Source organism: Mycobacterium sp. NGS61, from assembly GCF_059812325.1.
On record NZ_JCALCL010000006.1, the window covers coordinates 158,611 to 181,020 of the forward strand.

Below are 22,410 nucleotides of genomic sequence, written 5' to 3' on the forward strand. Positions count from 1 at the left end.
GCTAGGGTCGGCTGATGCGCAGGACCATCGACTGGGACGGCGATGCCGTCACGATCATCGACCAGACCGCCCTGCCGACCGACTACCGGGTGTTGCGGCTGACCAGTGTCGACGAGCTGATCGACGCGATCCGCCGGCTGGCGGTGCGGGGAGCGCCGGCACTCGGCGCGGCGGGGGCCCTCGGCGTTGTGCTCGCTGCCCGCGAAGGGGGTGACGTTCCGGTCGCGGCCCGACGGGTCGCCACGGCCCGGCCGACCGCCGTCAACCTCAGCTGGGGTGTCGCCCGGGCCCTCGCCAAACTCGACCAGGGCGGCGCGGCCGTGCTGGCCGAAGCGCTGGAGATCCTCGACGAGGACGAACGTCTCAACCGCGCCGCATCGGCCCACGCCGCGCAGATCCTGCTCGAGGTATGCCCGCGGCGGCCGTTGCGGCTACTCAGCCACTGCAATGCCGGCCATCTCGCGACCGTGGCCTGGGGCAGCGCGCTGGGCGTCGTCTGGCACCTGCACGAACGGGGCCTGGTCGAGTCGGTGCTGGTCGACGAGACACGCCCGCTGCTGCAGGGCGGCCGCCTCACCGCCTGGGAGCTGGCCCAGGCCGGCGTGCCCTACCGGGTGCAACCCGACGGCGCCGCGGCCGCGGCGATGGCACGGGGCCTGGTGGACTGTGTGCTCGTCGGCGCCGATCGGATCGCGGCCAACGGCGACGTCGCCAACAAAATCGGCACCTACGGCTTAGCCGTCGTGGCGCACCATCATCGGGTGCCGCTGATCGTGGTCGCCCCCTCGTCCACCGTCGACACCGCGCTGGCCAGCGGGGCCGAGATCGCCATCGAGGAACGCGCGCCCGAAGAACTGCGCATGTTCGGCGGCGCCGCCATCACCCCGCCGGACGCCGACGTTTTCAATCCGGCTTTCGACGTGACCCCGGCCGAGCTGATCTCCGCCGTCGTCACCGAACACGGCCGATACCGGCCGCCGGATCACCCCTCGAGCTTGTAGCCCAGCCCCCGCACCGTCACCAGATGCACCGGGTTGGCCGGATCGGACTCGATCTTGGACCGCAACCGCTTGACGTGCACGTCGAGAGTCTTGGTGTCGCCAACGTAATCCGCGCCCCAGACCCGGTCGATCAGCTGGCCGCGGGTCAGCACCCGCCCGCTGTTGCGCATCAGGTACTCCAGCAGGTCGAACTCCTTGAGCGGCAACGTGATCGTGTCCCCGTTGACCGACACGACGTGCCGTTCGACGTCCATCCGGACCGGGCCGGACTCCAGCACCCCGTCGCTGATCTCGGAGTCGTCGTCGCCACCCCGGCGCAGCACCGCCCGGATCCGGGCGATCAGCTCGCGCGCCGAGTAGGGCTTGGTCACGTAGTCGTCGGCGCCGAGCTCCAGACCGACCACCTTGTCGATCTCACTGTCGCGCGCGGTCACCATGATCACCGGCACCCCGGAGCGGGCCCGCAGCTGCTTGCAGACGTCGGTCCCGGACATGCCCGGCAGCATCAGGTCCAGTAGCACGATGTCGGCACCGGTCCGGTCGAACTCGGCCAGCGCCGAGGGTCCGTCGGTCACCACGGTGGCCTCGAAACCCTCTTTGCGCAGCAGGAAGGCCAGCGGATCGGCCAGCGATTCCTCGTCTTCCACGATCAGCACGCTCGTCATTTGCGCCACTCTCCTTCATCGCTTCCCACTGCATGGTCGTAACCGCGGGTCATCGACTCAGCTCTTCCTCTCGTTGTGCTCTGCCCGGCCTCAGGTCCCGGCCCAGCGGCTTCACCTTGTCCTGGGTGTTCACCGCAGCGGATTCGGACGCCGGGATCGACAGCGTGAATGTCGATCCGGTCCCCGGCTTGCTCCAGACGCCGATGCTGCCGCCGTGGTTGGCTGCGACGTGCTTGACAATGGCAAGTCCCAGCCCGCTCCCCCCGGTGGCGCGCGACCGCGCTTTGTCGCCACGGAAGAACCGCTCGAAAACCCGCTCCTGATCCTCCAGCGCGATCCCGATGCCCCGGTCGGTGACCGCGATCTCGACGTTGTCACCGCGCCGGCGGCGACTGATCGAGACCAGCGACCCCCGCGGCGAATAGGCGATCGCATTGGACACCAGATTGGCCAGCGCGGTCACCAGCAGCGTCTGGTCCCCCACCACCTGCAGCCCACTGGCCGCGTCGGTGCGAACTTCGATGTCGGCGTTGTCGGCGGCCACCTTGTGGCGTGAGATCGCCTCGGAGACAACGGCATCGATGTCGACGTCGGTCTCGTTCGTCAGTCGCTCGGCACCCTGCAGCCGGGACAGCTCGATCAGTTCGGCGACCATGTCACCCAGCCGGTTGGCCTCGATGAGCACCTTTTCGGCAAACCGTCGGACCGTCTCGGTGTCGTCCGCGGACGCCAGCAGCGCCTCGGCGAGCAGGGTCATGGCTCCGACCGGCGTCTTGAGTTCGTGGCTGACGTTGGCGACGAAGTCCCGCCGGGTGGCCTCCATCCGGGCGTAGTCGGACTGGTCCAGCACGAAGACCACCGCGAAGCGGCGGTCCTGCTCGCTGAGCAACCGGGCGTGGCCGTGCACGCACAGTCCGGACTTGGCACCTGCGCGCTTGTCGGTGGCCAAGTCGAATTCGACGTCATCGCCACCCAGGGCCTGCTTGGCGGCCTTCCAGGCGTCGTCGTCGAGCTGGCGGTCGCGGACCAGACCGAGCTCGCGGGCCCGGTCGTTCAGATAGACGACGTCGCGGTGGGTATCCACCACCGCAGCACCCATCGGCATCAGTGCCACGATTCGCTGCAGCATCTGCGCGACGGTGATACCCGTCCACTCGGCGGGCTGCTGGCTGGGCTGCCGCACCCGCCGCGCCAGCCGGAAGCCGACCGCGACACCGACGGCCAGGGCCAGCGCGGACAAGACCCCGGCCAGCAACAGTGCCGAGAACACAGTCACAGCCCAAATCCTACAAATCAGGTGAACGGCGCCCTAGCGGAGCGCGGCTAAAACCAGACAAGTCACATGCTTCGGCGCAGGTGTTCCGCTCGCGTTTACGCGATGTTCAGCAAGCTGTTCTTTACCGGCCGGATTCAGCCCTTCGACGCACCCTGACCGGCCACCGCGGCGGCACCGGCCTCGGCCGCTTCGGGATCCAGGTAGGTGCCGCCGGCAACCGTCGGCCGCAGGTCGGCGTCCAGGTCGTAACGCAACGGAACGCCGGTCGGGATGTTCAATCCGACCACGTCCTCGTCGGACATCTGATCCAGGTACTTGACCAGGGCCCGCAGCGAGTTGCCGTGCGCGGCGATCAGCACCGTCTTGCCGGTCCGCAGGTCCGGGACGATCACGTCGGTGAAGTACGGCAGAAACCGGTCGACGACGTCGGCCAGGCACTCGGTCAGCGGCCCGCCACCGATGTTGGCGTAGCGCGGGTCGGCGTCCTGGCTGAACTCGCTGCCCCTCTCGATCTCCGGCGGCGGGGTGTCGTAGCTGCGCCGCCACGCCATGAACTGCTCCTCGCCGTACTTCTCTTTCGTCTTGGCCTTGTCCAGCCCCTGCAGCGCCCCGTAATGGCGTTCGTTGAGCCGCCAGCTGCGATGCACCGGGATCCACAGCCGGTCGGCCGCGTCCAGGGCCAGGTGCGCGGTGCTGATCGCGCGGCGCAACAACGAGGTGTAGAGCACGTCGGGCAGCAGGTCCTGTTCGGCCAGCAGCTCGCCGCCGCGGACCGCCTCGGCCCGGCCCTTCTCGGTCAGCCCGACGTCAACCCAGCCGGTGAACAGGTTGCGGGCATTCCATTCGCTCTCGCCGTGCCGCAGCAGCACCAGAGTGGCAGTGTCTCCCATGCCGCAAAGTCTCTCACGCGTCGTCGTCGATCAGGTGCGCGAACGCCTTAAGGTTCTTCAGCGACTCCCCGCGCGAGACCCGCCACTCCCATTCTTTCTGGATCGACGTGCGAAAACCCAACTCCAGCAACGTGTTGAAGTCCGAATCCACCGCCTCCAGCACCTGTCCGAGCACCCGGTCGATCTCGTCGGCGTCGACCGACGCCAGCGACATCCGACCGACCAGGTAGATGTCGCCGACATTGTCGATCGTGTAGGCGACGCCGTAGAGCCGACGGTTGCGCTTGAGCAGGAACCGGTAGACACCCTCGTGGTTTTCGTCGGGCTTGCGGCACACGAAGGCCTCGACCCGCACCGAATGCTCGCCGATGCTCAGGATGGTGTTGGTCTTGAGCCTGCGCTCGCCGGGGAGTTCCACGATGAGCCCGGGCAGCCCGCCGTGCGCGCCGGCGTGCGCCGAGTACGTCAGATCGCTGGCCTGCAACGCATCCTCGATCAGCCGCTGCACCTGCGCGGTCATGCGCCCACCCCGCGGCGGGCCGTCCAGCGCCGCGGCCTGCGCTTGGCAACCAGATCGCGGCGCCGACGCTGACGCTCGGCGGTGAAGCCGCCGATCGCACGCCGGTAGCTCCGCAGCAACGCGTCGGTGGTGTGCTCCCAGGAGAACGTGCCCGCGTGCTGGACCGCGGCCCGGCTCATCGCCCACCCCTGCGGGCCGGCACCGATCCGCAGCAGGTGATCGATGGCATCAGCCCACTGCCCGACGTCGTGGCCGGACACCAGGGTGCCGGTGATGCCGTCGCGCACCGCGACCGGCAGTCCGCCGACCGCGGCCGCCACCACCGGCGTGCCGCAGGCCTGGGCCTCGATCGCGACCAACCCGAAGGATTCCGAATAACTGGGTATCGCAACGAGATCCGCGGCGTGGAACAACCGGGCCAGATCCGTGCGGGACTGCGGCGGCAGGAACGTCACCCGCTGGGCGATACCCAGTTCGCCGGCCAGTCGCGCCAAACCGTCCGGTGACGCCAGGCCGCTGCCCGACGGTCCACCGGCGACCACGATGCGCACCCCCGGCAGCCGCGCCGCCGCCCGCAACACGATGTCGGGGGCCTTCAACGGCTGGATACGCCCGACGAAGGCCACCACCGGCTCGTGCGGCGCGAGCCCGAGGGCGCTGCGGGCCGCCGCCCGGTCACCCGGCCGGAACACCTCCAGATCGACCCCGGGGTGCACCACGTCGATGCGTGCCGGATCGGCATGGTGCAGTGAAATCAGTTGGCGCGCTTCATCATCGGTATTCACGATGAGCCGGTCCGCCTCGTCCACGACCTGCTGCTCACCCACCGTCCGCAACGGCGGCTCGGCCGCGTCGCCGTCGGCCAGCGCGGCGTTCTTGACCGCGGCCAGGGTGTGCGCGGTGTGCACCAGCGGAACGGCCCAGCGGTCGCGCGCCAGCCAACCGACCTGACCGGACAGCCAGTAGTGCGAATGCACCAGGTCGTAGTAACCCGGTTCGTGGGCAGCCTCGGCGCGCAACACCCCGGCGGCGAATGCACACAGCTGGGTCGGCAGGTCGTACTTGTCCAGCCCTTCGAACGGCCCGGCCACCACGTTGCGCACCAGCACCCCCGGTTCCACCCGCACGATCGGCGGGTCCGCGGACGCGGTGGCCCTGGTGAAGATCTCCACCTCGACGCCGCGGCGGGCCAGGTGCAACGCGGTCTGCAGTACGTAGACGTTCATCCCACCGGCGTCGCCGGTGCCCGGCTGGGCCAGCGGCGAGGTGTGCACCGCCAGCAGGGCGACGCGGGTCAGCGCGCTCTCGTCGTCGCGAACAACTGGGTACCGCACCCCTTCATCTTTACAGGACGCGATCGCCCGGACCCGGTGGCGCTACTTGGCGATCGCCTCGGGCTCGGCGTCCGGCAACTGGGTGGTCAAGGCCCCCGACCTGCGCATCGCGCCCAGCGGGTCGGCGTAGAGCCCGTCCAGCGACACGATTCCCGCCCCCGCTTCCTGCACCCGGTTGCCGAACGCGGTGACGCGGATGTCGCGCGGGGCGAGCACCGACCGGGCCGCGAACGCTTCCTCCACCTGCGCCATGCCCTCGGGGTACTCGGTGAAAGCCTGGCCGCCGACCACCACCTCGTCGGGATTGAGCAGGTCGCGCAGCAGGGCGACGGCCTCGCCGAGCACCTTGGCCCGCTCCCCCAGCAGCTCGCGGGCCTGCTGGTTGCCGTTGCGCGCTACCCGCAACAGGTCCGCCATCGCGGCGCTGGAGGCGCCGGTGCGGTTCGCCGGGGCTACGCCGGGCAGGATTCGCAGCGTGCGGGCAGCGGCCAGCACCGCCTCGTCACTGACCGTGGACTCCAATTGTCCCGAACCGCCCAGCAACTCCGATTGCACCGGCAACGGCGCGATGGTGCCCGGGCCGCTGGTGGGGCAGTGCACCCGCCCGTCGATGACCAGCGCGTACCCGACCGTCTCCCGGGCGTAGACGTACAGGCTGGTCGAGGAGTTGGCCGCAAACCGCCGCATGCCCAGCAGCAGCTCGGCGCCGGCCATGGCGTCGACGTGCGAGGCCACCGACACCGGCAGTCCCAGCGCGTCAGCCAGCACCGGCCCGACCGGGGCCTGACGCCAGCCCAGCCGGTGGTGGTCCACCAGACCGCTGGCGTTGTCGACGGTCCCGCCGATCGCCACACCGACCCACAGGGCCCGACGACGGTGCCAACGCTGCAGATAGCGGCGGGCGCTGTGCGCCAGCGTGGTGAGAGCGGGGCCGGCGGCGCTGAGCGGGGTGGGGGTCTCGACGGTGTCCAGGGTGCGGCCGAACAGATCGGTGGCCACGATGCTGGTGGTCCGGGCACCGATGTGGATGCCCAACGTCACGAACGGCTCGTGGTTGACCTCCACCGGCACCCGCGGACGTCCGATCGCCCCGGACACGGCCAGGTCGGCGCGTTCCCGTAGCAGCCCGGCGTCCAGCAGCGCGATCACCTGGCGGTTCACCGTGGCGATGCTCAGCGAGGTGACGTTGGCGATGACGTCGCGGCCGACCGGTCCGCGCAGTCGCACCGCCCGGAACACCGACGCCGCCGCGGAGTCGGACAGGTGCAGCGCTGGGGGCACCACCTGACGATACGAGCGCAGCGGTCCGGCCGGGCCGGCGATACGCCCGCGGCGATGGGATTGGTGGGTGAAAGTAGTCGAGTGCACTGGCAGTCCTTGTCCGAGTTGCGATGGCCGGGTCCCTGGCCACACCCGTGACTTGCGTCAGTTCAGGCGCGGCGAGCTGCGCGACAACAACACGCGCCCGCGTAGAAACACGCGGCCGCGGTGCGGAACAAGACGCTTTGGTGCACACCGAAAACTTAGCACCGTTTATTAGAGTTGTCTCGATGACTGTCCCCGACCCAGGCCAGCGCGTCGCGGTGATCACCGGAGCCAGCTCCGGAATCGGCGAGGCCACCACCAGAACCCTTGCCGCACAAGGCTTTCACGTAGTGCCGGTGGCACGCCGGGCAGATCGCGTGCATGCCCTGGCCGCCGAACTCGGCGGCACCGCCGTGGTGGCGGACGTCACACGCGACGCCGACGTCGCGGCGCTGGCCCGGGGCCTGGACCGAGTGGACGTGCTGGTCAACAATGCCGGCGGCGCCAAGGGGCTGGCGCCGGTGGCCGAGGCCGACCTGGAGCACTGGCGCTGGATGTGGGAGACCAACGTGCTGGGCACGTTACGGTTGATCCGCGCTCTGTTACCCAAACTCATCGAGTCCGGCGACGGCCTGATCGTCACCGTGACTTCGATTGCCGCACTTGAGATTTACGACGGCGGCGCCGGTTACACCGCCGCCAAACACGCCCAAGGGGCGCTGCACCGCACGCTGCGCGGCGAACTGCTGGGCAAACCGGTGCGACTGACCGAGATCGCCCCCGGTGCGGTGGAAACCGAGTTTTCGCTGGTCCGGTTCGACGGGGATCAGGACCGCGCCGACGCCGTCTACGCCGGCATGACCCCGCTGGTGGCCGCCGACGTCGCCGAGGTCATCGGGTTCGTCGCGTCGCGACCCGCACACGTCAACCTGGATCAGATCATTATCCGGCCGCGCGACCAGGCCAGTGCCACCCGGAGGTTCAACCACCAGGCCCAGAGCTAGGCGATGTCGTCGTAGTCGTCGTCGTCGGCGTGCCCGACAGGCTGGGCGCGGTGGACGGCGTGGCGGGTGCGGTGACCGGGATCTGGGAGCCCGGCGGACGCGCTGCCGGCGGCGGCAGCGCCGACATGCCCACCCAGGTGTCCCAGTCCACAGCCCAGTCCCAGATGTCGCCGTCGGCGTAGGAAAGCTGGATCGAGCTGCCGGTGACCTCGACCGGGTCGCCGTACATCGCCGTCGGGAAATACTCGGCGGCGTCCGACGTCGACAGGTTGATGCAGCCGTTGGTGACGTTGCTGTTGCCCTGCGCGCCGGCGCTGGACGGGTTGGCGTGGATGAACTCGCCGTTGTTGGAGATCCGCACCGCCCACCGCTCGTGCACGTTGCTGTAGCCGGCGGCCGGGTTGGACATATAGAAGTCGGCGTACTTCTCGGTCACGACGTGGATGCCGTTGCGGGTGACGTTGCGGGCCTTGTCCGCCTCGCCGTAGCTGCACGGGAAATCCATGATGACGCCGGCGTCGGTGACCACCTGGATACGGTGCGAGGACACCTCGGCCTTGACCACCTGGCGGCGTCCGATCTGGATGTTCAACGAGAAGTCCTGGGCGCCGTACGCGCCGTCGCCGAACGGCAGGCCGTAGAGCTTTGCCTCGACGTTGACCGTGGTGCCCGCCGGGTAGTACTCACGCGGCCGGTAGTGCACGCGAGCGCCCTTGGCCTCGTCGGGCAGCCATGCCCAGCTGCCTTCGACCGGCGGATTGGTGGTCACCTTCAGGGCGCGCTCGACGGTGGCCTTGTCGCTGATGGGCGCGTCGAACTGGATGATCACCGGCGCCGCGATGCCGACGGTCTGCCCGTCGGCGAGCTGGAATCCGCCGTCGATCTTCTTCTTCGGCGACACGGTGGTGAACTTGCCCGACACCGGGACCGCCTTGCCGTCGTGGCCGACCGCCGAGCCGGTCCAGGAGTAGGAGGAGTCGTAACCCAGCGGCTCGGTGGTCATGAAGACGGTGCGGTCCTGGTTGAAGGTGCCGGCGACCGGCTTACCGGCCGAGTTCGTCAGCGCCACCCGCTGAAACCAACCGTCACTGACCTGCACGCTGATCGGTGCGACCGGCACCACGTCCTGCGCGGCATCAGCGGGCTGGAAGTTCAGCCGCGCCGACGGCGGCGCCTTGCGCTCGGCCTGAGGATTGGTGACCTTGCCCCCGCAGGCTGCCAGCGCGCTGGGCGCCAGCACGCCGAGCCCGAGGGCCGCCAACGCCATGCGGCGATTGATCGGCCCCGGCTTGGCGGGGTTGCTGGACGACGTCACGAGATCCAAAGATACCGGGCGAAACACCGGTGGCCCCACCGCAACAACGCGCGGCGGGGGAACTGTGCACGAAAGTAGCAGTTACAAAACGCAACCGACCAGGACAGGTTCGGGTTTCAGTGTGATACCAAACACATCACGCACCCCGTCCCGAACGGCGCGGGCCACTACCATCACGTCTTCCGCGGTGGCGCCGCCCCGGTTGGTCAACGCCAACGCATGCTTGGTGGAGAGCCGGCACGGCGCTTCGGCCCCCGGATAGCCTTTGCTGAATCCGGCCTGCTCAACCAGCCAACCCGCGGCCAGCTTCACGCCGTCCGGCGCCGGATAGTGCGGCACCGGGGTGTCGCTCGCAGCGGCCAGCCGTGCGTAGTCCCGCGGCTCGACCACCGGATTGGTGAAGAACGACCCCACGCTCCAGGTGTCGTGATCGGCCGCGTCGAGCACCATGCCTTTGCGGGCGCGCAGCGCCAGCACCGCGGCACGGACCGCCGGCGGATCGCCGCGTTCGCCGGGCTGGGTGCGCAGGGCCGCAATCAGCTCCCCGTACCGCAACGGCGCGCTGCGTCCCGCGGGATCGAGCGCGAACTCCACCTCCAGGACCACCGCCGGCACGTCGAGGCCGTCGGCGCGCTTGAGCACGCTGCTGCGGTAGCCGAATCCGAGTTCATCGGCAGGTACCCAGCGGGCCTCGCCGCTGCCGCGATCCAGCAGCCGGACCCGGGTGATCGTGTCGGACACCTCCACCCCGTACGCGCCGACGTTCTGTACCGGGGTGGCCCCCGCCGAGCCCGGGATGCCCGACAGGCATTCCAACCCCCCCAGACCTGCCTTGATGGATCGCCGCACCACGTCATCCCACACCGCGCCGGCCTGCGCGCGAACCAGGTGCCCGTCGACGACAACGCCGTCGTTGGCCAGCCGCACCACGGTCAGGTCGGCGACCGCGTCGCCGATCACCACATTGGAACCGCCGGCAAGCACCAGCACCGGACCGCCGCCCGACGTGTCGAGCCGGTGCAGTACCGCGATGACCTGATCGCTGCTGACGCAGGTGATGACGCGCCGCGCCACCGGCCCCACCCGCAAGGTGGTCAGCGGCGCCAGCGGGACCGATTCGGCGACGCGCGCACCGGCGAACAGCGCACCGGAATCGGCCGAATTCATCGCTGGTAACGGTAGCCTGGGCAGCTATGCCGCGTTCATTCGACATGTCGGCCGACTACGAGGGCAGCGTCGAAGAAGTTCACCGGGCCTTCTACCAGGAGGCCTACTGGCTGGGCCGGCTGGCTGAAACGCCGGTCGACATCGCCACCCTGGAATCCCTGCGGATCGGCGGGGAGTCCGGCGACACCGGCACCATCGAGGTGGTCACGGTGCAGACGGTGCTGAACGAGAACCTGCCCGCCCTGATCACACAGCTGCTTCGGGGCGATCTGTCGGTGCGGCGCGAGGAGACGTGGACTCCGATCAACAACCGGGTCGCCACCGCGTCGATCGCGGCCCTGGTGGTCGGCGCCCCGGTGAACGTGTGGGGCACGGCGGTCCTGGCGCCCGCCCCCGACACCCGCGGCTCCCGCATGTCCGTGCAGTTGTCCATGCAGGTGCGGGTGCCGTTGATCGGCGGCAAGCTGGAGCGGCTGATCGGCACCCAGTTGGCGGAGCTGATCAATATCGAGCAGCGCTACACCACGGATTGGATCGCGAAAAGCGCGTAGTCGCCCGCCGGGCGCCCGGAACTAAACTCGCGGCCATGCGCATCGCACTGGCCCAAATTCTCAGCGGCACCGACCCGACGGAGAATCTGCAGCTGGTGCGCGAGTACACCGAGCGGGCCGCCGAGGCGGGCGCGGCGCTGGTGGTGTTCCCCGAGGCGACCATGTGCCGGTTCGGGGTGTCACTGAAACCGGTCGCCGAGCCGCTGGACGGCCCCTGGGCCGACGGGGTCCGCCAGATCGCGGCGAGCGCCGGCATCACCGTGGTCGCCGGGATGTTCGCCCCGTCCGGCGACGGCAGGGTGACGAACACACTGATCGCGGCCGGGCCGGGCACCGACGCCCGCTACGACAAAATCCACCTTTACGACGCGTTCGGCTTCACCGAATCACGCACCGTCGCGCCCGGCCAGCAACCGGTGGTGATCACCGTCGACGGCGTCGGCGTGGGTTTGACGACGTGCTACGACGTCCGGTTTCCGGCGCTCTACACCGACCTTGCCGACCGCGGCGCCCAGCTGATCGTGGTGTGCGCGTCCTGGGGATCGGGCCCGGGCAAACTCGAGCAGTGGACGCTGCTGACGCGGGCCCGCGCGGTGGATTCGACCTGTTATATCGCCGCCGCCGGCCAGGCCGACCCGGGTGACGGCGCCGGCGGTTCGGGCGCCCCGACCGGCGTCGGCGGCAGCCTGGTGGCCTCTCCGTTCGGCGCGGTGGTGGCCTCGGCGGGCGCCGAACCGGAACTGCTGGTCGCCGACCTCGATCTCGACACGGTGGCCACGGCCCGGGAGAAGATCGCTGTCCTGCACAACCGGGCAGACTTTGCGGCCCTCGATAGGGCAGAATCTCGGGAGTGACGACTCCGCAGGGACCACGCAACGACGGCCCGTCGGGTTGGGCGCGTCCGGGCGACCAGGGACCGCTCGGCCGACCCCCGGCACCGGGCAGCCCCTACGGCGGGAGGCCGCAGTCCGGCGATCCTCGCGGCGGACCGCAGAATCCCCCACCGTCGTCGCAGCCGACCGAGAACTTCGCGCTGGGCAACGCCAGTACGCGCCGGCTCAACCGGCCGCAGCCGCCCGGTCCGACGGCCGGCCAGGCGACCCCGACCGCCACCCCGACGGACGGGCCGGCCGAGGTCAAAAAGAAGAAGCGGTCGTTGCGCGACCCGCTGTCGATCGTGCTGGTGCTGATCATCGTGCTGGCGCTGGTGGTGGCCGGCGGCATCCTCGTCGAACTGATTGTGCGTAACAAAGCGAACAACAAGATCGCCGCGGCGACGGCCTGCAAGGTCCAGGACCAGGCCACCGCGTCGTTCGGAGTGACCCCGCTGGTCACCTGGCAGGTGCTCACCGACCACTACACCAACATCTCGATCGAGACGGCCGGCAACCAGATCAAAGATGCCAAGGGCATGAAGCTGCAGATCGACATCAGAGACGTCAAGCTCGACAGCACGCCCGATTCCAAGGGCACCATCGGCGCGATCGACGCCACCGTCACCTGGACCTCCGAGGGCATCAAGGAAACGGTGCAGAACGCGATCCCGGCGGTGGGCGAGTTCGTCACCCGCAGCGTGACCACTCATCCCAACGACAAAACGGTCGAATTGAAGGGCACCCTCAACGACATCGTCGCCAAGCCGACGGTGTCCAACGGCGGGTTGAAACTGGACATCGTAAGTTTCAATGCGCTGGGCTTCAAGCTGCCCAAAGAGTCGGTGCAATCATCGCTCGACGAATACACGTCCGACTTCACCACGAAACTTCCGCTGGGAATCAAGGCCGACAGTGTGGACGTCACCGACAGCGGCGTGATCGTCCACTTTTCGTCGCGCAACGCCACCATTCCCGCCGGCGAGACCGATCCCTGCTTCGCCGACCTGTGAGTTAATCCAGCCCGTCGAGCACCGCCCGGGTGCCGGACAGCCCGAGGCGGGTGGCGCCGGCGTCGAGCAGCGCAATCGCGTCGGCGGCGGTGCGGATGCCGCCGCTGGCCTTGACTCCGAGGCGCCCGCCGACCGCGGCGCTCATCACCTCGACGGCACGCACCGTCGCCCCGCCGGCCGGATGGAACCCGGTCGACGTTTTGACGAAGTCGGCGCCGGCATCTTCGGCCGCCCGGCAGACGGCCGTCAACGCGCCCTCGTCCGCGCTGCCCAGCAGCACGGCCGATTCCACGATCACCTTCAGCACGGCGTCGACGGCGGCCGCCCGCACGGTCGCGATATCGGCACGCACCGCATCGAAGTCGCCGGTCAGGGCCGCACCGACGTCGATGACCATGTCGATCTCGGTGGCGCCGGCGTCCAGGGCTGCGACCGCCTCCTGCGCCTTGACTGCGCCCAGATGCTTGCCCGACGGGAAGCCGGCCACCGCGGCGACTCGCACGCCGCCGGCGCGCACCGCAGCCGGCACCAACGTCGGGGAGACGCACACGGCGTAGACGCCCAGCTCGGCGCCTTCTGCGACGAGCGCGGCGACGTCGGCGGGGGTCGCCTCGGGTTTGAGCAGGGTGTGGTCCACCAGTGCAGCGAGCTGGCTGCGGGTCGGCGGGCTGGGCATCAGAACGGTTCCTCCTGTCCGCCGGGATTGCACGCCGCCGCGACCATGGCCGCGTCGTCGACCACCGGTCGCCACGGCTCCAGATTCCAGCTGGTCTTGCCGGGCCGGGCGAGTTCGGCGAACTGCCAGTGGCAGTCGAACTGGGCGCGCATCCCGGGGGTGTCGGCCTGCGGCGAGCGCGCCAGCACCTCTGCCCAGGCCTGACCGGCGGCTGGCAGATCCGAGGCGCGGGCCGCGGCACGACCCGACGGCGTCGGATAGACGCGCAGGCTGGCAGGTCCCCAGGACACCCATTCGGTGTGGTCGATGTAGGGCGGCGGATTCACCGGTGCGGCGCCCGCGGGACCCGCGCCGGTCAGCGACAGCAGCGCCGCCGCCGGCGCGACGATCAGGATTTTCATCCGCTAGTGCGACTTGCCCTGCACTTCGAGCAGCTTGGGCCGCACGTCGGCCAGGTAGACGCCGGTGGCGACCGCGGCCAGCACCGTCCCCATGATGCCCAGGAAATAGCTGAGCAGCGCACTGAGGCCAAGGATCACCAACCACACCGGCTTGGTCAGCTTCTCGGCGGCGATATAAGCGTCCGACCTCTGCAAAGCCGCGTGCACAAAGGCATAAACCGCGGTCAGGGCGACAGCGATACTCAGAACGATCAGGATGAGGTTCACCATGTGCACGTCCACCAGCCTATGCGGGGTGCCTGGAAAACGTCGACTCCGAGTCACCCCAGGCGAGGGCGACTCGGAGTCGAGTTGTTCGTGCGGTTCCCGGACGGACTACTTCTGGGTGACCTTCTTGGCCGGGGCCTTCTTGGCGGGAGCCTTCTTGGCCGGAACGGCCTTCTTGGCGGGAGCCTTCTTGGCCGGCGCGGCCTTCTTCACCGGGGCGGCAGCCTCTTCGGCCTTCTTGGGCAGCTCGATGCCGACCAGCTTGGCGGCCCGCTCGCCGACCGCGCGGGTCTGGGTCGCCACGGTGCCCAGCGCCTCCTGGGTCAGCTCGACCGCCTGGTCCACGTAACCCTCGGCCCGCGCGGAGGCGTCCTCGAAGGCGGACTGGCTGCGCAGCCGGCCCAGCGCTGCCTCGCCACGCTCGACCAGCTCGTTGTAGCGGGTCGTGGCGGCTTCCAGGTAGCCCTCGGCTGCCTTACGCAGCTCTTCGGCGGTGAAGCGGTCACGCAGCTCGGTCAGCTGCTCGGGCAGGTCCTCCTGCAGCTTGGACAGGCGGGCGCGGCTCTCCTCGACCCGGCTGCGGGTGTCGGTCCGGGTCTCCTCGGCGCGCTCGCGCAGGTTGCTGCGGGTTTCCTCGGCACGGTCCCGCAAGTTGGTGCGGGTCTCCTCGGCACGGTCCCGGAGGTTGGCGATCAGGTCGTTCACGGTGGCCAACGCCAGGTCGGCCGCACCGAGCGCGGCGAGCAGCGGGGCGCGGAGGTCTTCGATGTTGTTGGTGTTCTCAGCCATTGCTAATTCCTTTCACTGTTGCGATATCAGAGCATTGAGTTTTGATTTGGAAGTTGGCGCAAGCGGCGGCTCCTGCTGGGGAGGTGGTCAAGACCCGCGGATTGACGTCGGTCACGCGGCTTGCTGGAACCTCCTGGTTGGTCGGGTCGGCGGGAAGTTGTGAGTGGTTCGTCGCGGCCCACCGATCTCGGTTGGCTAGGCCAGGTCGGCTTCGTTCTGCTGAACGAACGAGGCGTATGCATCCAGCAAAGCCTGCTTCTGCGACTCGGTGATGGCCGCGTCGGTGACGATCGCGTCCCGCACCTGGCTGGCGTCGCGGGGCTCGAGAATCCCGGCCTGCACATAGAGAACCTCAGCGGAAACCCGCAGCGCTTTGGCGATCTGGCGCAGTACGTCGGCGGACGGCTTTCGCAATCCGCGCTCCACCTGGCTCAGGTAGGGATTGCTGACACCGGACCGCTCGGCGAGCTGCCGCATCGACACCTGTGCCGTCTCGCGCTGCGACCGGATGAAGCTGCCGATGTCGGAGGCCACGTCGGAAGCCTTGGTGGACACTTTGGTGCCCAGCTTCTCCTCCGCCGGCATGGTTGCTCCTTGATCGGGGTGGTCACGTACACCATCCAGATTACGAAGGAGTGCTTGCAATTGCAAGCGGTCGGCCGTCCGCTCAGAACAACAGCTGCGCGACGGCGTAGATCACCAACCCGGCCAGCGCACCGACGACCGTCCCATTGATCCGGATAAACTGCAGGTCACGGCCCACATGAAGCTCGATGCGCCGGCTGGCCTCCTCGGCGTCCCAGCGCTCGATCGTCTCGGTAATGATCGCTGTGATCTCTACCCCATATTGCGAAACCAGGTGCTGCGCGGCCCGCACCATCCAACCCTCGACCTTGTCGCGCAGGTCGGCGTCGTCCCGCAACGACTCCCCGATCCGGATCACCGTGTCGGCGATCCGGGTGCGCAGCGTGCTCGACGGGTCGTCGACACCCTCGAGCACCAGCCGCTTGAGCGTGGCCCACGCCGTCGCGGCAGCGTTCGCCACCTCCTCCCGCGCCATCAACTGCTCCTTGACGGCGTCGGCACGCGCGATGGTGTCGGGATCGTTCTGCAGGTCGTCGGCGAACTCGAACAGGAAACGGGTGGCTGAGCGGCGCAACTCGTGATCAGGGTTGCGGCGCACCTTGTCGGTGAAGTCCATCAACTCCCGGTGAATGCGGTCGCCGACCAGATGGTCGACGAAGCGCGGCGACCAGGTCGGGGAATCCCGCTCGACTACCCGCTGGATGACCACGCCGGCATTCAGCGACCACTGAAAAGCCCGGTCGGCCAGCAACTGGATCAGCGCCTCCTGCCGATTCTCGGCCAACAGCGTCTGCAACACCCGGCCCACCGGCGGACCCCACTGCGGCTCGGCGATGCGGCGCACGATCATCCGGTCGATCACCTGCTGGACGTCGTCGTCGCGCAGCAACTCCACTCCCACGCGCAGCACCGTCGACGCTTCGGCGGCCACCCGCTGCGCATGCGCGGGCTCGGCCAGCCACTTGCCCAGCCGGCTCGGCACCTGGGCGTCGCGCAGCTTGTTCTCGACGACCTCGGCCGACAGGAAGTTCTCCCGCACGAAGGTGCCCAGACCCTCGCCGAGCTGGTCTTTCTTGCGCTTGATGATCGCGGTGTGCGGGATCGGAATGCCCAGTGGGTGTTTGAACAGGGCCGTCACCGCAAACCAGTCCGCCAGGGCGCCCACCATGCCCGCCTCGGCGGCGGCGCCGACATAGCCGACCCACGCGGGGGCGTCACCGTGCACGTTCGCCCACCGGCACAGCAGGAACACCACTGTGGCGCCGAGCAGAAAGCCCAGCGCGACCGCCTTCATCCGGCGCAGGGCGGTGCGCCGTTCGGCATCGGCCTGCTGATCGGCGCCGGCGAAGGATTCCGCCAGCGAGGTGCGCGACGGCCGCGGCTCGGGCGGCCGCGCGCTCAACCCGGTCCCCACTGTTGCGCCCGAACCATCAGCCCTGTGCGTCATCACAACCATCATGCGCCATCTCGACCACCGGTTAGTGTTACCCACACTGGTGGGAGCCCTCACGCAGGTGCGGGCATGTCCGCCGAACGCGCCACCCGAAGCCGTAGTATCGATGCGACTAAACGATTGGGAATCGGCGAAAGTGGCACAGCAAATTCCGGCTCGCAGCGCGAAGACCGATGGTCGCAAGCGGCGCTGGCACCAACACAAAGTGGACCGCCGCAACGAGCTGGTCGACGGAACCATCGAGGCGATTCGCCGGCAGAGCCGGTTCCTGAGCATGGACGAGATCGCCGCCGAGATCGGGGTGTCCAAAACCGTCCTGTACCGCTACTTCGTCGACAAGAACGATCTGACGACCGCGGTGATGATGCGCTTCGCGCAGACCACCCTGATCCCCAACATGGCCGCGGCACTGTCCTCCAATCTGGACGGCTACGAGCTGACCCGCGAGGTGATCCGGGTGTACGTGGAGACCATGGCCGCCGAACCCGAACCGTACGGGTTCGTGATGGCGAACAGCTCGGGCAGTAAGAGCAAGGTGATCGCCGATTCCGAGCGGATCATCGCCCGGATGATCGCGGTGATGTTGCGCCGCCGGATGCGCGAGGTCGGCATGGATGTCGGCGGCGTGGAGCCGTGGGCCTACCTGATCGTCGGCGGCGTGCAACTGGCCACCCACTCGTGGATGTCGGACCCGCGGATGAGCAGCGACGAGTTGATCGACTACCTCACCATGCTGAGCTGGAGCGCGCTGTGCGGGATCGTCGAGGCCGGCGGGTCACTGGAGAAGTTCCGCGGTCAACCGCACCCATCCCCCATCGTGCCGCCCCGGGACCAGTGAGTTAGGGCACGTAAAGCCCCCTTCACCTGCGGCTTTACCTTCAGTGGGCTATCGGGGTGCTGGACAGCGGCTAGCATGCAGGGAATGCATCGGGGCGGGGTGCAGGCTTTCGCTCCGATAAAAGAAAGGCAGACATCGTATGGCCGTGCAGCTCACGCCGCATTTCGGCAACGTGCAAGCGCACTACGACCTCTCCGATGATTTCTTCCGGCTCTTCCTCGACCCCACGAAGACCTACAGTTGCGCTTACTTCGAGCGCGACGACATGACGCTGGAAGAGGCCCAGCTCGCCAAGATCGACCTGGCCTTGGGCAAGCTGAACCTCGAGCCGGGAATGACGTTGCTGGACATCGGCTGCGGCTGGGGCGCCACGATGCGACGCGCCATCGAAAAATACGACGTCAACGTCGTGGGCTTGACGTTGTCCGAGAACCAGGCCGCCCACGTCCAGCAGAAGTTCGACGAGCTGGACACGTCCCGGTCCCGGCGGGTGTTGCTGGAGGGCTGGGAGAAGTTCCACGAACCCGTCGACCGCATCGTTTCGATCGGCGCGTTCGAGCACTTCGGCCGCCACCGCTACAAGCGGTTCTTCAAGATGGCGCACGAGGTGCTGCCCAGCGACGGCAGCATGTTGCTGCACACGATCGTGCGCCCGACGATGCGCGAGGCCCGGGCCAAGGGCCTGCCGCTGACCCGCGAGATCGTGCACTTCAGCCAGTTCATCCTGGCCGAGATCTTCCCGGGCGGCGACCTGCCCACGGTTCCGGTGGTCGAGGAGCAGGCGGCGGCCGCGGGCTTCACGATGAAGCGCATTCAGTCGCTGCAACTGCACTACGCCAGGACGCTGGAGATCTGGGCGACCGCGCTCGAGGCCCAGCGCGAGCGGGCCATCGCGATCCAGTCGGAGAAGGTCTACAACCGCTACATGAAGTACCTGACCGGCTGCGCGAAGCTGTTCCGCCAGGGCTACACCGACGTCGACCAGTTCACCCTGCAGAAGTAGCTCAGTAGGTGTAGAAGCCCTTGCCGGATTTCTTGCCCAGCAGGCCGGCTTCCACCATCCGCAGCAGCAGCGGCGGCGGTCCGTAGTGCGGCTCTTTGAACTCCTCGTACAGCTTGTCCGCGATCAGCTTGAGGGTGTCCAGGCCGACCAGGTCGGAGAGCCGCAGCGGCCCCATCGGATGGGACAATCCCGCGACGACGGCCTTGTCGACGTCCTCGACGGTGGCGAAGCCCGCCTCCACCATCCGGATCGCCGACAACAGGTAGGGCACCAGCAGGGCGTTCACCACGAAGCCGGAGCGGTCCGAGCAGCGCACCACCTGCTTGCCCAGCACGGCGCCGGCGAACTCCTCGGTGCGGGCGGCGGCGGCCTCGTCGGTCACCAGGGTGCTCACCAGCTCCACCAGCGGCAGCACCGGGACCGGGTTGAAGAAGTGCAGGCCCAGCACCCGCTGCGGGTTCTGCGTGGCCGCGGCGATCTTCATGATCGGGATGCTGGAGGTGTTGGACGCCAGCACCGCCTCGGGGTCGGTGATCACGCGGTCCAGCTCGGCGAAGATCTTGGCCTTCACCGTCTCGTCCTCGATGACGGCCTCGATGACCAGCTGCCGGTCGGCCAGGTCGCCCAGGTCGGTGGTGAACGTCAACAGCCCCAGTGCGCGGTCGCGCTCGCGTTCGGTGACCTTGCCGGCGCTCACACCCCGTTCCAGCGACTTGGTGATGCGGTTACGGCCCGCGGTGATCAGCGCCTCGGTGGTCTCGAACACGGTGACGGCGACACCCGCACGAACCGACACCTCGGCGATACCGGCGCCCATCTGCCCGGCCCCGACCACACCTACCCGCTGGATTGCTGCATCGCTCACTGTCTTCTCCACTGATCGCCCGAATTGTCCTGCACCGCAATAGGCCCCGCCCAGGGTTGCCGGGCGGGGCCTATGCTACTTCAGCGCGAACCGGGGGTCGCCCGGCTCCGCACTGGCCTCATCCTCAGTGAAACTGGCCCTCTTCGGTCGAGCCGGCCAGCGCCGTCGTCGACGAAGTGGGGTCCACCGTGGTGGCGATCCGGTCGAAGTAGCCGGCACCGACCTCGCGCTGGTGCTTGGTGGCGGTGTACCCACGCTCCTCGGCGGCGAACTCGCGCTCCTGCAGCTCGACGTACGCGGTCATCTGGTTGCGGGCGTAGCCGTGGGCCAGATCGAACATCGAGTAGTTCAGCGCGTGGAATCCGGCCAGCGTGATGAACTGGAACTTGAAGCCCATCGCACCGAGTTCCTTCTGGAACTTCGCGATCGTCGCGTCGTCGAGGTGCTTGCGCCAGTTGAACGACGGCGAGCAGTTGTAGGCCAGCATCTGGTCGGGGAACTCGGCCTTGACGCCCTCGGCGAACCGCTTGGCCAGCGCCAGGTCCGGAGTACCGGTCTCCATCCAGATCAGGTCGGCGTACGGCGCGTAGGCCTTGGCCCGGGCGATGCACGGCTCGAGACCGTTCTTGACCCGGTAGAAGCCCTCGTTGGTGCGCTCACCGGTGATGAAGGGGCGGTCCCGCTCGTCGACGTCGGAGGTGATCAGGGTGGCGGCCTCGGCGTCGGTACGGGCGATGACGACCGTCGGGACACCGGCGACGTCCGCGGCCAGGCGGGCGGAGGTCAGGGTGCGGATGTGCTGCTGAGTCGGGATCAGCACCTTGCCACCGAGGTGGCCGCACTTCTTCTCCGAGGCCAGCTGGTCTTCCCAGTGCGACCCGGCGACACCGGCGGCGATCATGGCCTTCTGCAGCTCGTAGACGTTGAGCGCACCACCGAAGCCGGCCTCGCCGTCGGCGACGATCGGGGCCAGCCAGTTGTCCACCGAGCGGTCGTTCTCGACCTTGGCGATCTCGTCGGCGCGCAGCAGCGCGTTGTTGATGCGACGCACCACCTGCGGCACCGAGTTGGCCGGGTAGAGGCTCTGGTCGGGGTAGGTGTGCCCGGAGAGGTTGGCGTCACCGGCGACCTGCCAGCCGGACAGGTAGATCGCCTTGAGGCCGGCGCGCACCTGCTGAACGGCCATGTTTCCGGTCAGCGCGCCCAGCGCGTTGACGAAGTCCATCTCGTGCAGCTGCTCCCAGAGCACCTCGGCGCCGCGGCGGGCCAGGGTGTGCTCCTCGACGACGTGGCCCTGCAGCGCGACGACGTCCTGCGGCGTGTAGGTGCGGTTGACGCCCTTCCAGCGGGGGTTGTGGTCCCAGTCGTGCTGGATCTGCTCAGCGCTCTTGGGGGTTCCAACGACAGACATTGGACAGCTCCTTAACGGTTCACTCACTACTGAATTGCTGGTGGCTGCTTGCCACCCAGCCGGAAGCTTCGGGTTCGACTTCCATCTTCACTGCTGTGCTAACACGACCTTGGCACAGGGCATTCCTGCTGGTCTACCCATTTCACTTGCCAATTTCGGCTATGACCTGCGGTCATTTTGCAAATCTTGCGAAGCCGCAAATTTTCTGAACCGGTTCAGAAGCTACCGCCCGGTAACAAGAACCGCAGGTCAACACTAATTTAACAGAACGCTTGTCCTGTTAGAGAGCGAACAGCGCCGCGACGGCCTTCGTCTCGTCGCCGACCGCATATGTGAGCGTTGTAACAGCCCGGTCGACCAGGTCCGGCCCGAACTTGTCGGTCGATCCGGCCGGGTGGACGTGCGAAATGATCTCCAGCTTGTCGCCCAGCGCGACCGGCGCCTCGTGTTCGATGGTGACCCGCAGCGGGCCGTCCAGCAGGTCGGTGTGGGAGGCCAGGTAATCCTCGACCACGCTCCAGTACACGGAGTTGTTCATGTGGTCGAACAAGTCGATGTCGGTCACCCGCACCGGAAACTCATGGATTTCCGCCGCGTCGTCTCGGCCGCCGGGCTTCAGGTAGCCCTTCCACCGCAGCCGATCCACCGACGTGGTTTTGTGCAGTCCGGCCAGGAAGTCGTCGGCGATCCGCGCCGGCATCTCGGTTTCCTTATTGACGTGGATCCAGAACGCCTCCGACTCGATCAGCCCGCCCTTGCGGCCGTCGATGCGCACCCGCATCTCGCACCAGCGGTTGGATGTTCCCGAGCACCAGCGCCGACACCGCAGCATGTCGCCGAACTCGATGGGCCGGATCAGGTCGACCATGGTGCGCCGCACGATCCACAGCGGGTGCGTCTCCTCGAAACCCATCTCGCGCAGCTGGTCCTGGCCGATGTCCTGAATATGCCGACAGGCCGCGTCCAGCCGCAGCCGGCCGGTCCGGTCGATGTCGCCGACCCGCAACGGCCACTCGCGGTCGAAGACGTCAGGGTGCCCGTCCGGAACCGGCATTAACTTCTTGTCAAGGCTCACGGTGCTGCTCCCCGTCCCCATTTTCACTCGGTGCCCCCGGGTTTACCCAGGAAGGCCGATGCGAATCATGCCAATGGCCGGCCCGAAACACCAACCTGCCAACTCTGCTAACTGAGTCTTAGCAACAAGCGTAG

Annotated in this window: 24 protein-coding genes; 7 read left to right on the forward strand and 17 right to left on the reverse strand. The window is 68.2% G+C overall.

Annotated elements, in window-relative coordinates:
• Nucleotides 1-14 precede the first annotated feature (14 nt).
• Complete coding sequence (gene mtnA, locus AC5Y3Z_RS14960) at nt 15-1,001, forward strand: S-methyl-5-thioribose-1-phosphate isomerase (RefSeq protein ID WP_473139417.1); 987 nt, start codon at nt 15-17, stop codon at nt 999-1,001.
• Here mtnA and regX read toward each other — a convergent pair.
• From regX to AC5Y3Z_RS14990, 6 genes are all read right to left on the reverse strand, one after another.
• Nucleotides 983-1,666 (reverse strand): two-component sensory transduction protein RegX, encoded by a 684-nt coding sequence (regX, locus tag AC5Y3Z_RS14965; RefSeq protein WP_463825645.1) that lies wholly within the window; start codon nt 1,664-1,666, stop codon nt 983-985. The two genes, mtnA and regX, sit on opposite strands and share 19 nt — an antisense overlap.
• Before the next feature lie 49 nt (nt 1,667-1,715).
• Complete coding sequence (locus AC5Y3Z_RS14970) at nt 1,716-2,942, reverse strand: sensor histidine kinase (protein WP_463825644.1); 1,227 nt, start codon at nt 2,940-2,942, stop codon at nt 1,716-1,718.
• 134 nt (nt 2,943-3,076) lie between these two features.
• The gene (locus tag AC5Y3Z_RS14975; protein WP_473139418.1) at nt 3,077-3,832 is read right to left on the reverse strand and encodes a phosphoglyceromutase; all 756 of its coding nucleotides are present in this window, start codon (nt 3,830-3,832) and stop codon (nt 3,077-3,079) included.
• Nucleotides 3,833-3,845: 13 nt separating this feature from the next.
• Nucleotides 3,846-4,352 carry a type III secretion system chaperone family protein gene (locus AC5Y3Z_RS14980; RefSeq protein ID WP_463825642.1) on the reverse strand — a complete coding sequence of 169 codons (507 nt, stop codon included), beginning with the start codon at nt 4,350-4,352 and terminating at the stop codon, nt 3,846-3,848.
• Nucleotides 4,349-5,686, reverse strand: coding sequence for a D-inositol-3-phosphate glycosyltransferase (mshA, locus tag AC5Y3Z_RS14985; RefSeq protein ID WP_463825641.1), 1,338 nt, complete (start codon nt 5,684-5,686; stop codon nt 4,349-4,351). Before mshA ends, AC5Y3Z_RS14980 begins: the two co-directional genes overlap by 4 nt.
• A 42-nt stretch (nt 5,687-5,728) precedes the next feature.
• Nucleotides 5,729-7,054, reverse strand: coding sequence for an ROK family protein (locus tag AC5Y3Z_RS14990; RefSeq protein ID WP_463825640.1), 1,326 nt, complete (start codon nt 7,052-7,054; stop codon nt 5,729-5,731).
• Nucleotides 7,055-7,236: 182 nt separating this feature from the next.
• Between AC5Y3Z_RS14990 and AC5Y3Z_RS14995 the strand changes: the two genes are divergently transcribed.
• Complete coding sequence (locus AC5Y3Z_RS14995) at nt 7,237-7,995, forward strand: SDR family NAD(P)-dependent oxidoreductase (protein WP_473139419.1); 759 nt, start codon at nt 7,237-7,239, stop codon at nt 7,993-7,995.
• On the opposite strand, the gene AC5Y3Z_RS15000 is transcribed toward AC5Y3Z_RS14995, so the two are convergent.
• Both AC5Y3Z_RS15000 and AC5Y3Z_RS15005 read right to left on the reverse strand, forming a co-directional pair.
• Nucleotides 7,973-9,319: a L,D-transpeptidase gene (locus tag AC5Y3Z_RS15000; RefSeq protein ID WP_473139507.1), complete on the reverse strand. Its 1,347-nt coding sequence runs from the start codon at nt 9,317-9,319 to the stop codon at nt 7,973-7,975. The genes AC5Y3Z_RS14995 and AC5Y3Z_RS15000 overlap by 23 nt on opposite strands.
• Nucleotides 9,320-9,391: 72 nt before the next feature.
• Nucleotides 9,392-10,477, reverse strand: a complete 1,086-nt coding sequence (locus AC5Y3Z_RS15005; RefSeq protein ID WP_473139420.1) for a UDP-N-acetylmuramate dehydrogenase — start codon at nt 10,475-10,477, stop codon at nt 9,392-9,394.
• 26 nt (nt 10,478-10,503) lie between these two features.
• Here AC5Y3Z_RS15005 and AC5Y3Z_RS15010 point away from each other — a divergent pair, with 26 nt between their 5' ends.
• The 3 genes from AC5Y3Z_RS15010 to AC5Y3Z_RS15020 are packed head-to-tail and all read left to right on the forward strand — an operon-like array spanning nt 10,504 to nt 12,913.
• Complete coding sequence (locus AC5Y3Z_RS15010; protein WP_463825636.1) at nt 10,504-11,028, forward strand: DUF2505 domain-containing protein; 525 nt, start codon at nt 10,504-10,506, stop codon at nt 11,026-11,028.
• Nucleotides 11,029-11,063: 35 nt separating this feature from the next.
• On the forward strand, nt 11,064-11,882 hold the full coding sequence (locus AC5Y3Z_RS15015; RefSeq protein ID WP_463825635.1) for a carbon-nitrogen hydrolase family protein: 819 nt from the start codon (nt 11,064-11,066) through the stop codon (nt 11,880-11,882).
• A complete protein-coding gene (locus tag AC5Y3Z_RS15020; RefSeq protein WP_473139421.1) occupies nt 11,879-12,913 on the forward strand; it encodes an LmeA family phospholipid-binding protein in 1,035 nt (344 codons plus the stop codon). The genes AC5Y3Z_RS15015 and AC5Y3Z_RS15020 overlap by 4 nt, the downstream gene beginning before the upstream one ends.
• A gap of 1 nt (nt 12,914) precedes the next feature.
• On the opposite strand, the gene deoC is transcribed toward AC5Y3Z_RS15020, so the two are convergent.
• From deoC to AC5Y3Z_RS15050, 6 genes are all read right to left on the reverse strand, one after another.
• Nucleotides 12,915-13,589, reverse strand: a complete 675-nt coding sequence (gene deoC / locus AC5Y3Z_RS15025) for a deoxyribose-phosphate aldolase (RefSeq protein WP_463825633.1) — start codon at nt 13,587-13,589, stop codon at nt 12,915-12,917.
• On the reverse strand, nt 13,589-13,990 hold the full coding sequence (locus AC5Y3Z_RS15030) for a DUF2599 domain-containing protein (protein WP_463825632.1): 402 nt from the start codon (nt 13,988-13,990) through the stop codon (nt 13,589-13,591). The genes deoC and AC5Y3Z_RS15030 overlap by 1 nt, the downstream gene beginning before the upstream one ends.
• A gap of 3 nt (nt 13,991-13,993) precedes the next feature.
• Nucleotides 13,994-14,260 carry a DUF2516 family protein gene (locus AC5Y3Z_RS15035; protein ID WP_463825971.1) on the reverse strand — a complete coding sequence of 89 codons (267 nt, stop codon included), beginning with the start codon at nt 14,258-14,260 and terminating at the stop codon, nt 13,994-13,996.
• 105 nt (nt 14,261-14,365) lie between these two features.
• Nucleotides 14,366-15,046, reverse strand: a complete 681-nt coding sequence (locus tag AC5Y3Z_RS15040; protein WP_463825631.1) for a heparin-binding hemagglutinin — start codon at nt 15,044-15,046, stop codon at nt 14,366-14,368.
• A gap of 195 nt (nt 15,047-15,241) precedes the next feature.
• On the reverse strand, nt 15,242-15,631 hold the full coding sequence (locus AC5Y3Z_RS15045) for a helix-turn-helix domain-containing protein (RefSeq protein ID WP_463825630.1): 390 nt from the start codon (nt 15,629-15,631) through the stop codon (nt 15,242-15,244).
• An 82-nt stretch (nt 15,632-15,713) separates the two neighbouring features.
• Nucleotides 15,714-17,081, reverse strand: a complete 1,368-nt coding sequence (locus AC5Y3Z_RS15050; protein WP_463825970.1) for a DUF445 domain-containing protein — start codon at nt 17,079-17,081, stop codon at nt 15,714-15,716.
• A 139-nt stretch (nt 17,082-17,220) separates the two neighbouring features.
• Here AC5Y3Z_RS15050 and AC5Y3Z_RS15055 point away from each other — a divergent pair, with 139 nt between their 5' ends.
• Complete coding sequence (locus AC5Y3Z_RS15055) at nt 17,221-17,922, forward strand: TetR/AcrR family transcriptional regulator (protein ID WP_463825629.1); 702 nt, start codon at nt 17,221-17,223, stop codon at nt 17,920-17,922.
• Between the two features lie 139 nt (nt 17,923-18,061).
• Nucleotides 18,062-18,925 carry a cyclopropane mycolic acid synthase PcaA gene (gene pcaA, locus AC5Y3Z_RS15060; RefSeq protein WP_463825628.1) on the forward strand — a complete coding sequence of 288 codons (864 nt, stop codon included), beginning with the start codon at nt 18,062-18,064 and terminating at the stop codon, nt 18,923-18,925.
• Between the two features lies 1 nt (nt 18,926).
• Here pcaA and AC5Y3Z_RS15065 read toward each other — a convergent pair whose 3' ends face one another.
• From AC5Y3Z_RS15065 to AC5Y3Z_RS15075, 3 genes are all read right to left on the reverse strand, one after another.
• A complete protein-coding gene (locus AC5Y3Z_RS15065) occupies nt 18,927-19,790 on the reverse strand; it encodes a 3-hydroxybutyryl-CoA dehydrogenase (protein ID WP_463825627.1) in 864 nt (287 codons plus the stop codon).
• 124 nt (nt 19,791-19,914) lie between these two features.
• Nucleotides 19,915-21,201: an isocitrate lyase gene (gene aceA / locus AC5Y3Z_RS15070; RefSeq protein WP_463825626.1), complete on the reverse strand. Its 1,287-nt coding sequence runs from the start codon at nt 21,199-21,201 to the stop codon at nt 19,915-19,917.
• A gap of 280 nt (nt 21,202-21,481) precedes the next feature.
• Nucleotides 21,482-22,276: an acyl-ACP thioesterase domain-containing protein gene (locus AC5Y3Z_RS15075; protein WP_463825625.1), complete on the reverse strand. Its 795-nt coding sequence runs from the start codon at nt 22,274-22,276 to the stop codon at nt 21,482-21,484.
• Nucleotides 22,277-22,410: the final 134 nt, after the last annotated feature.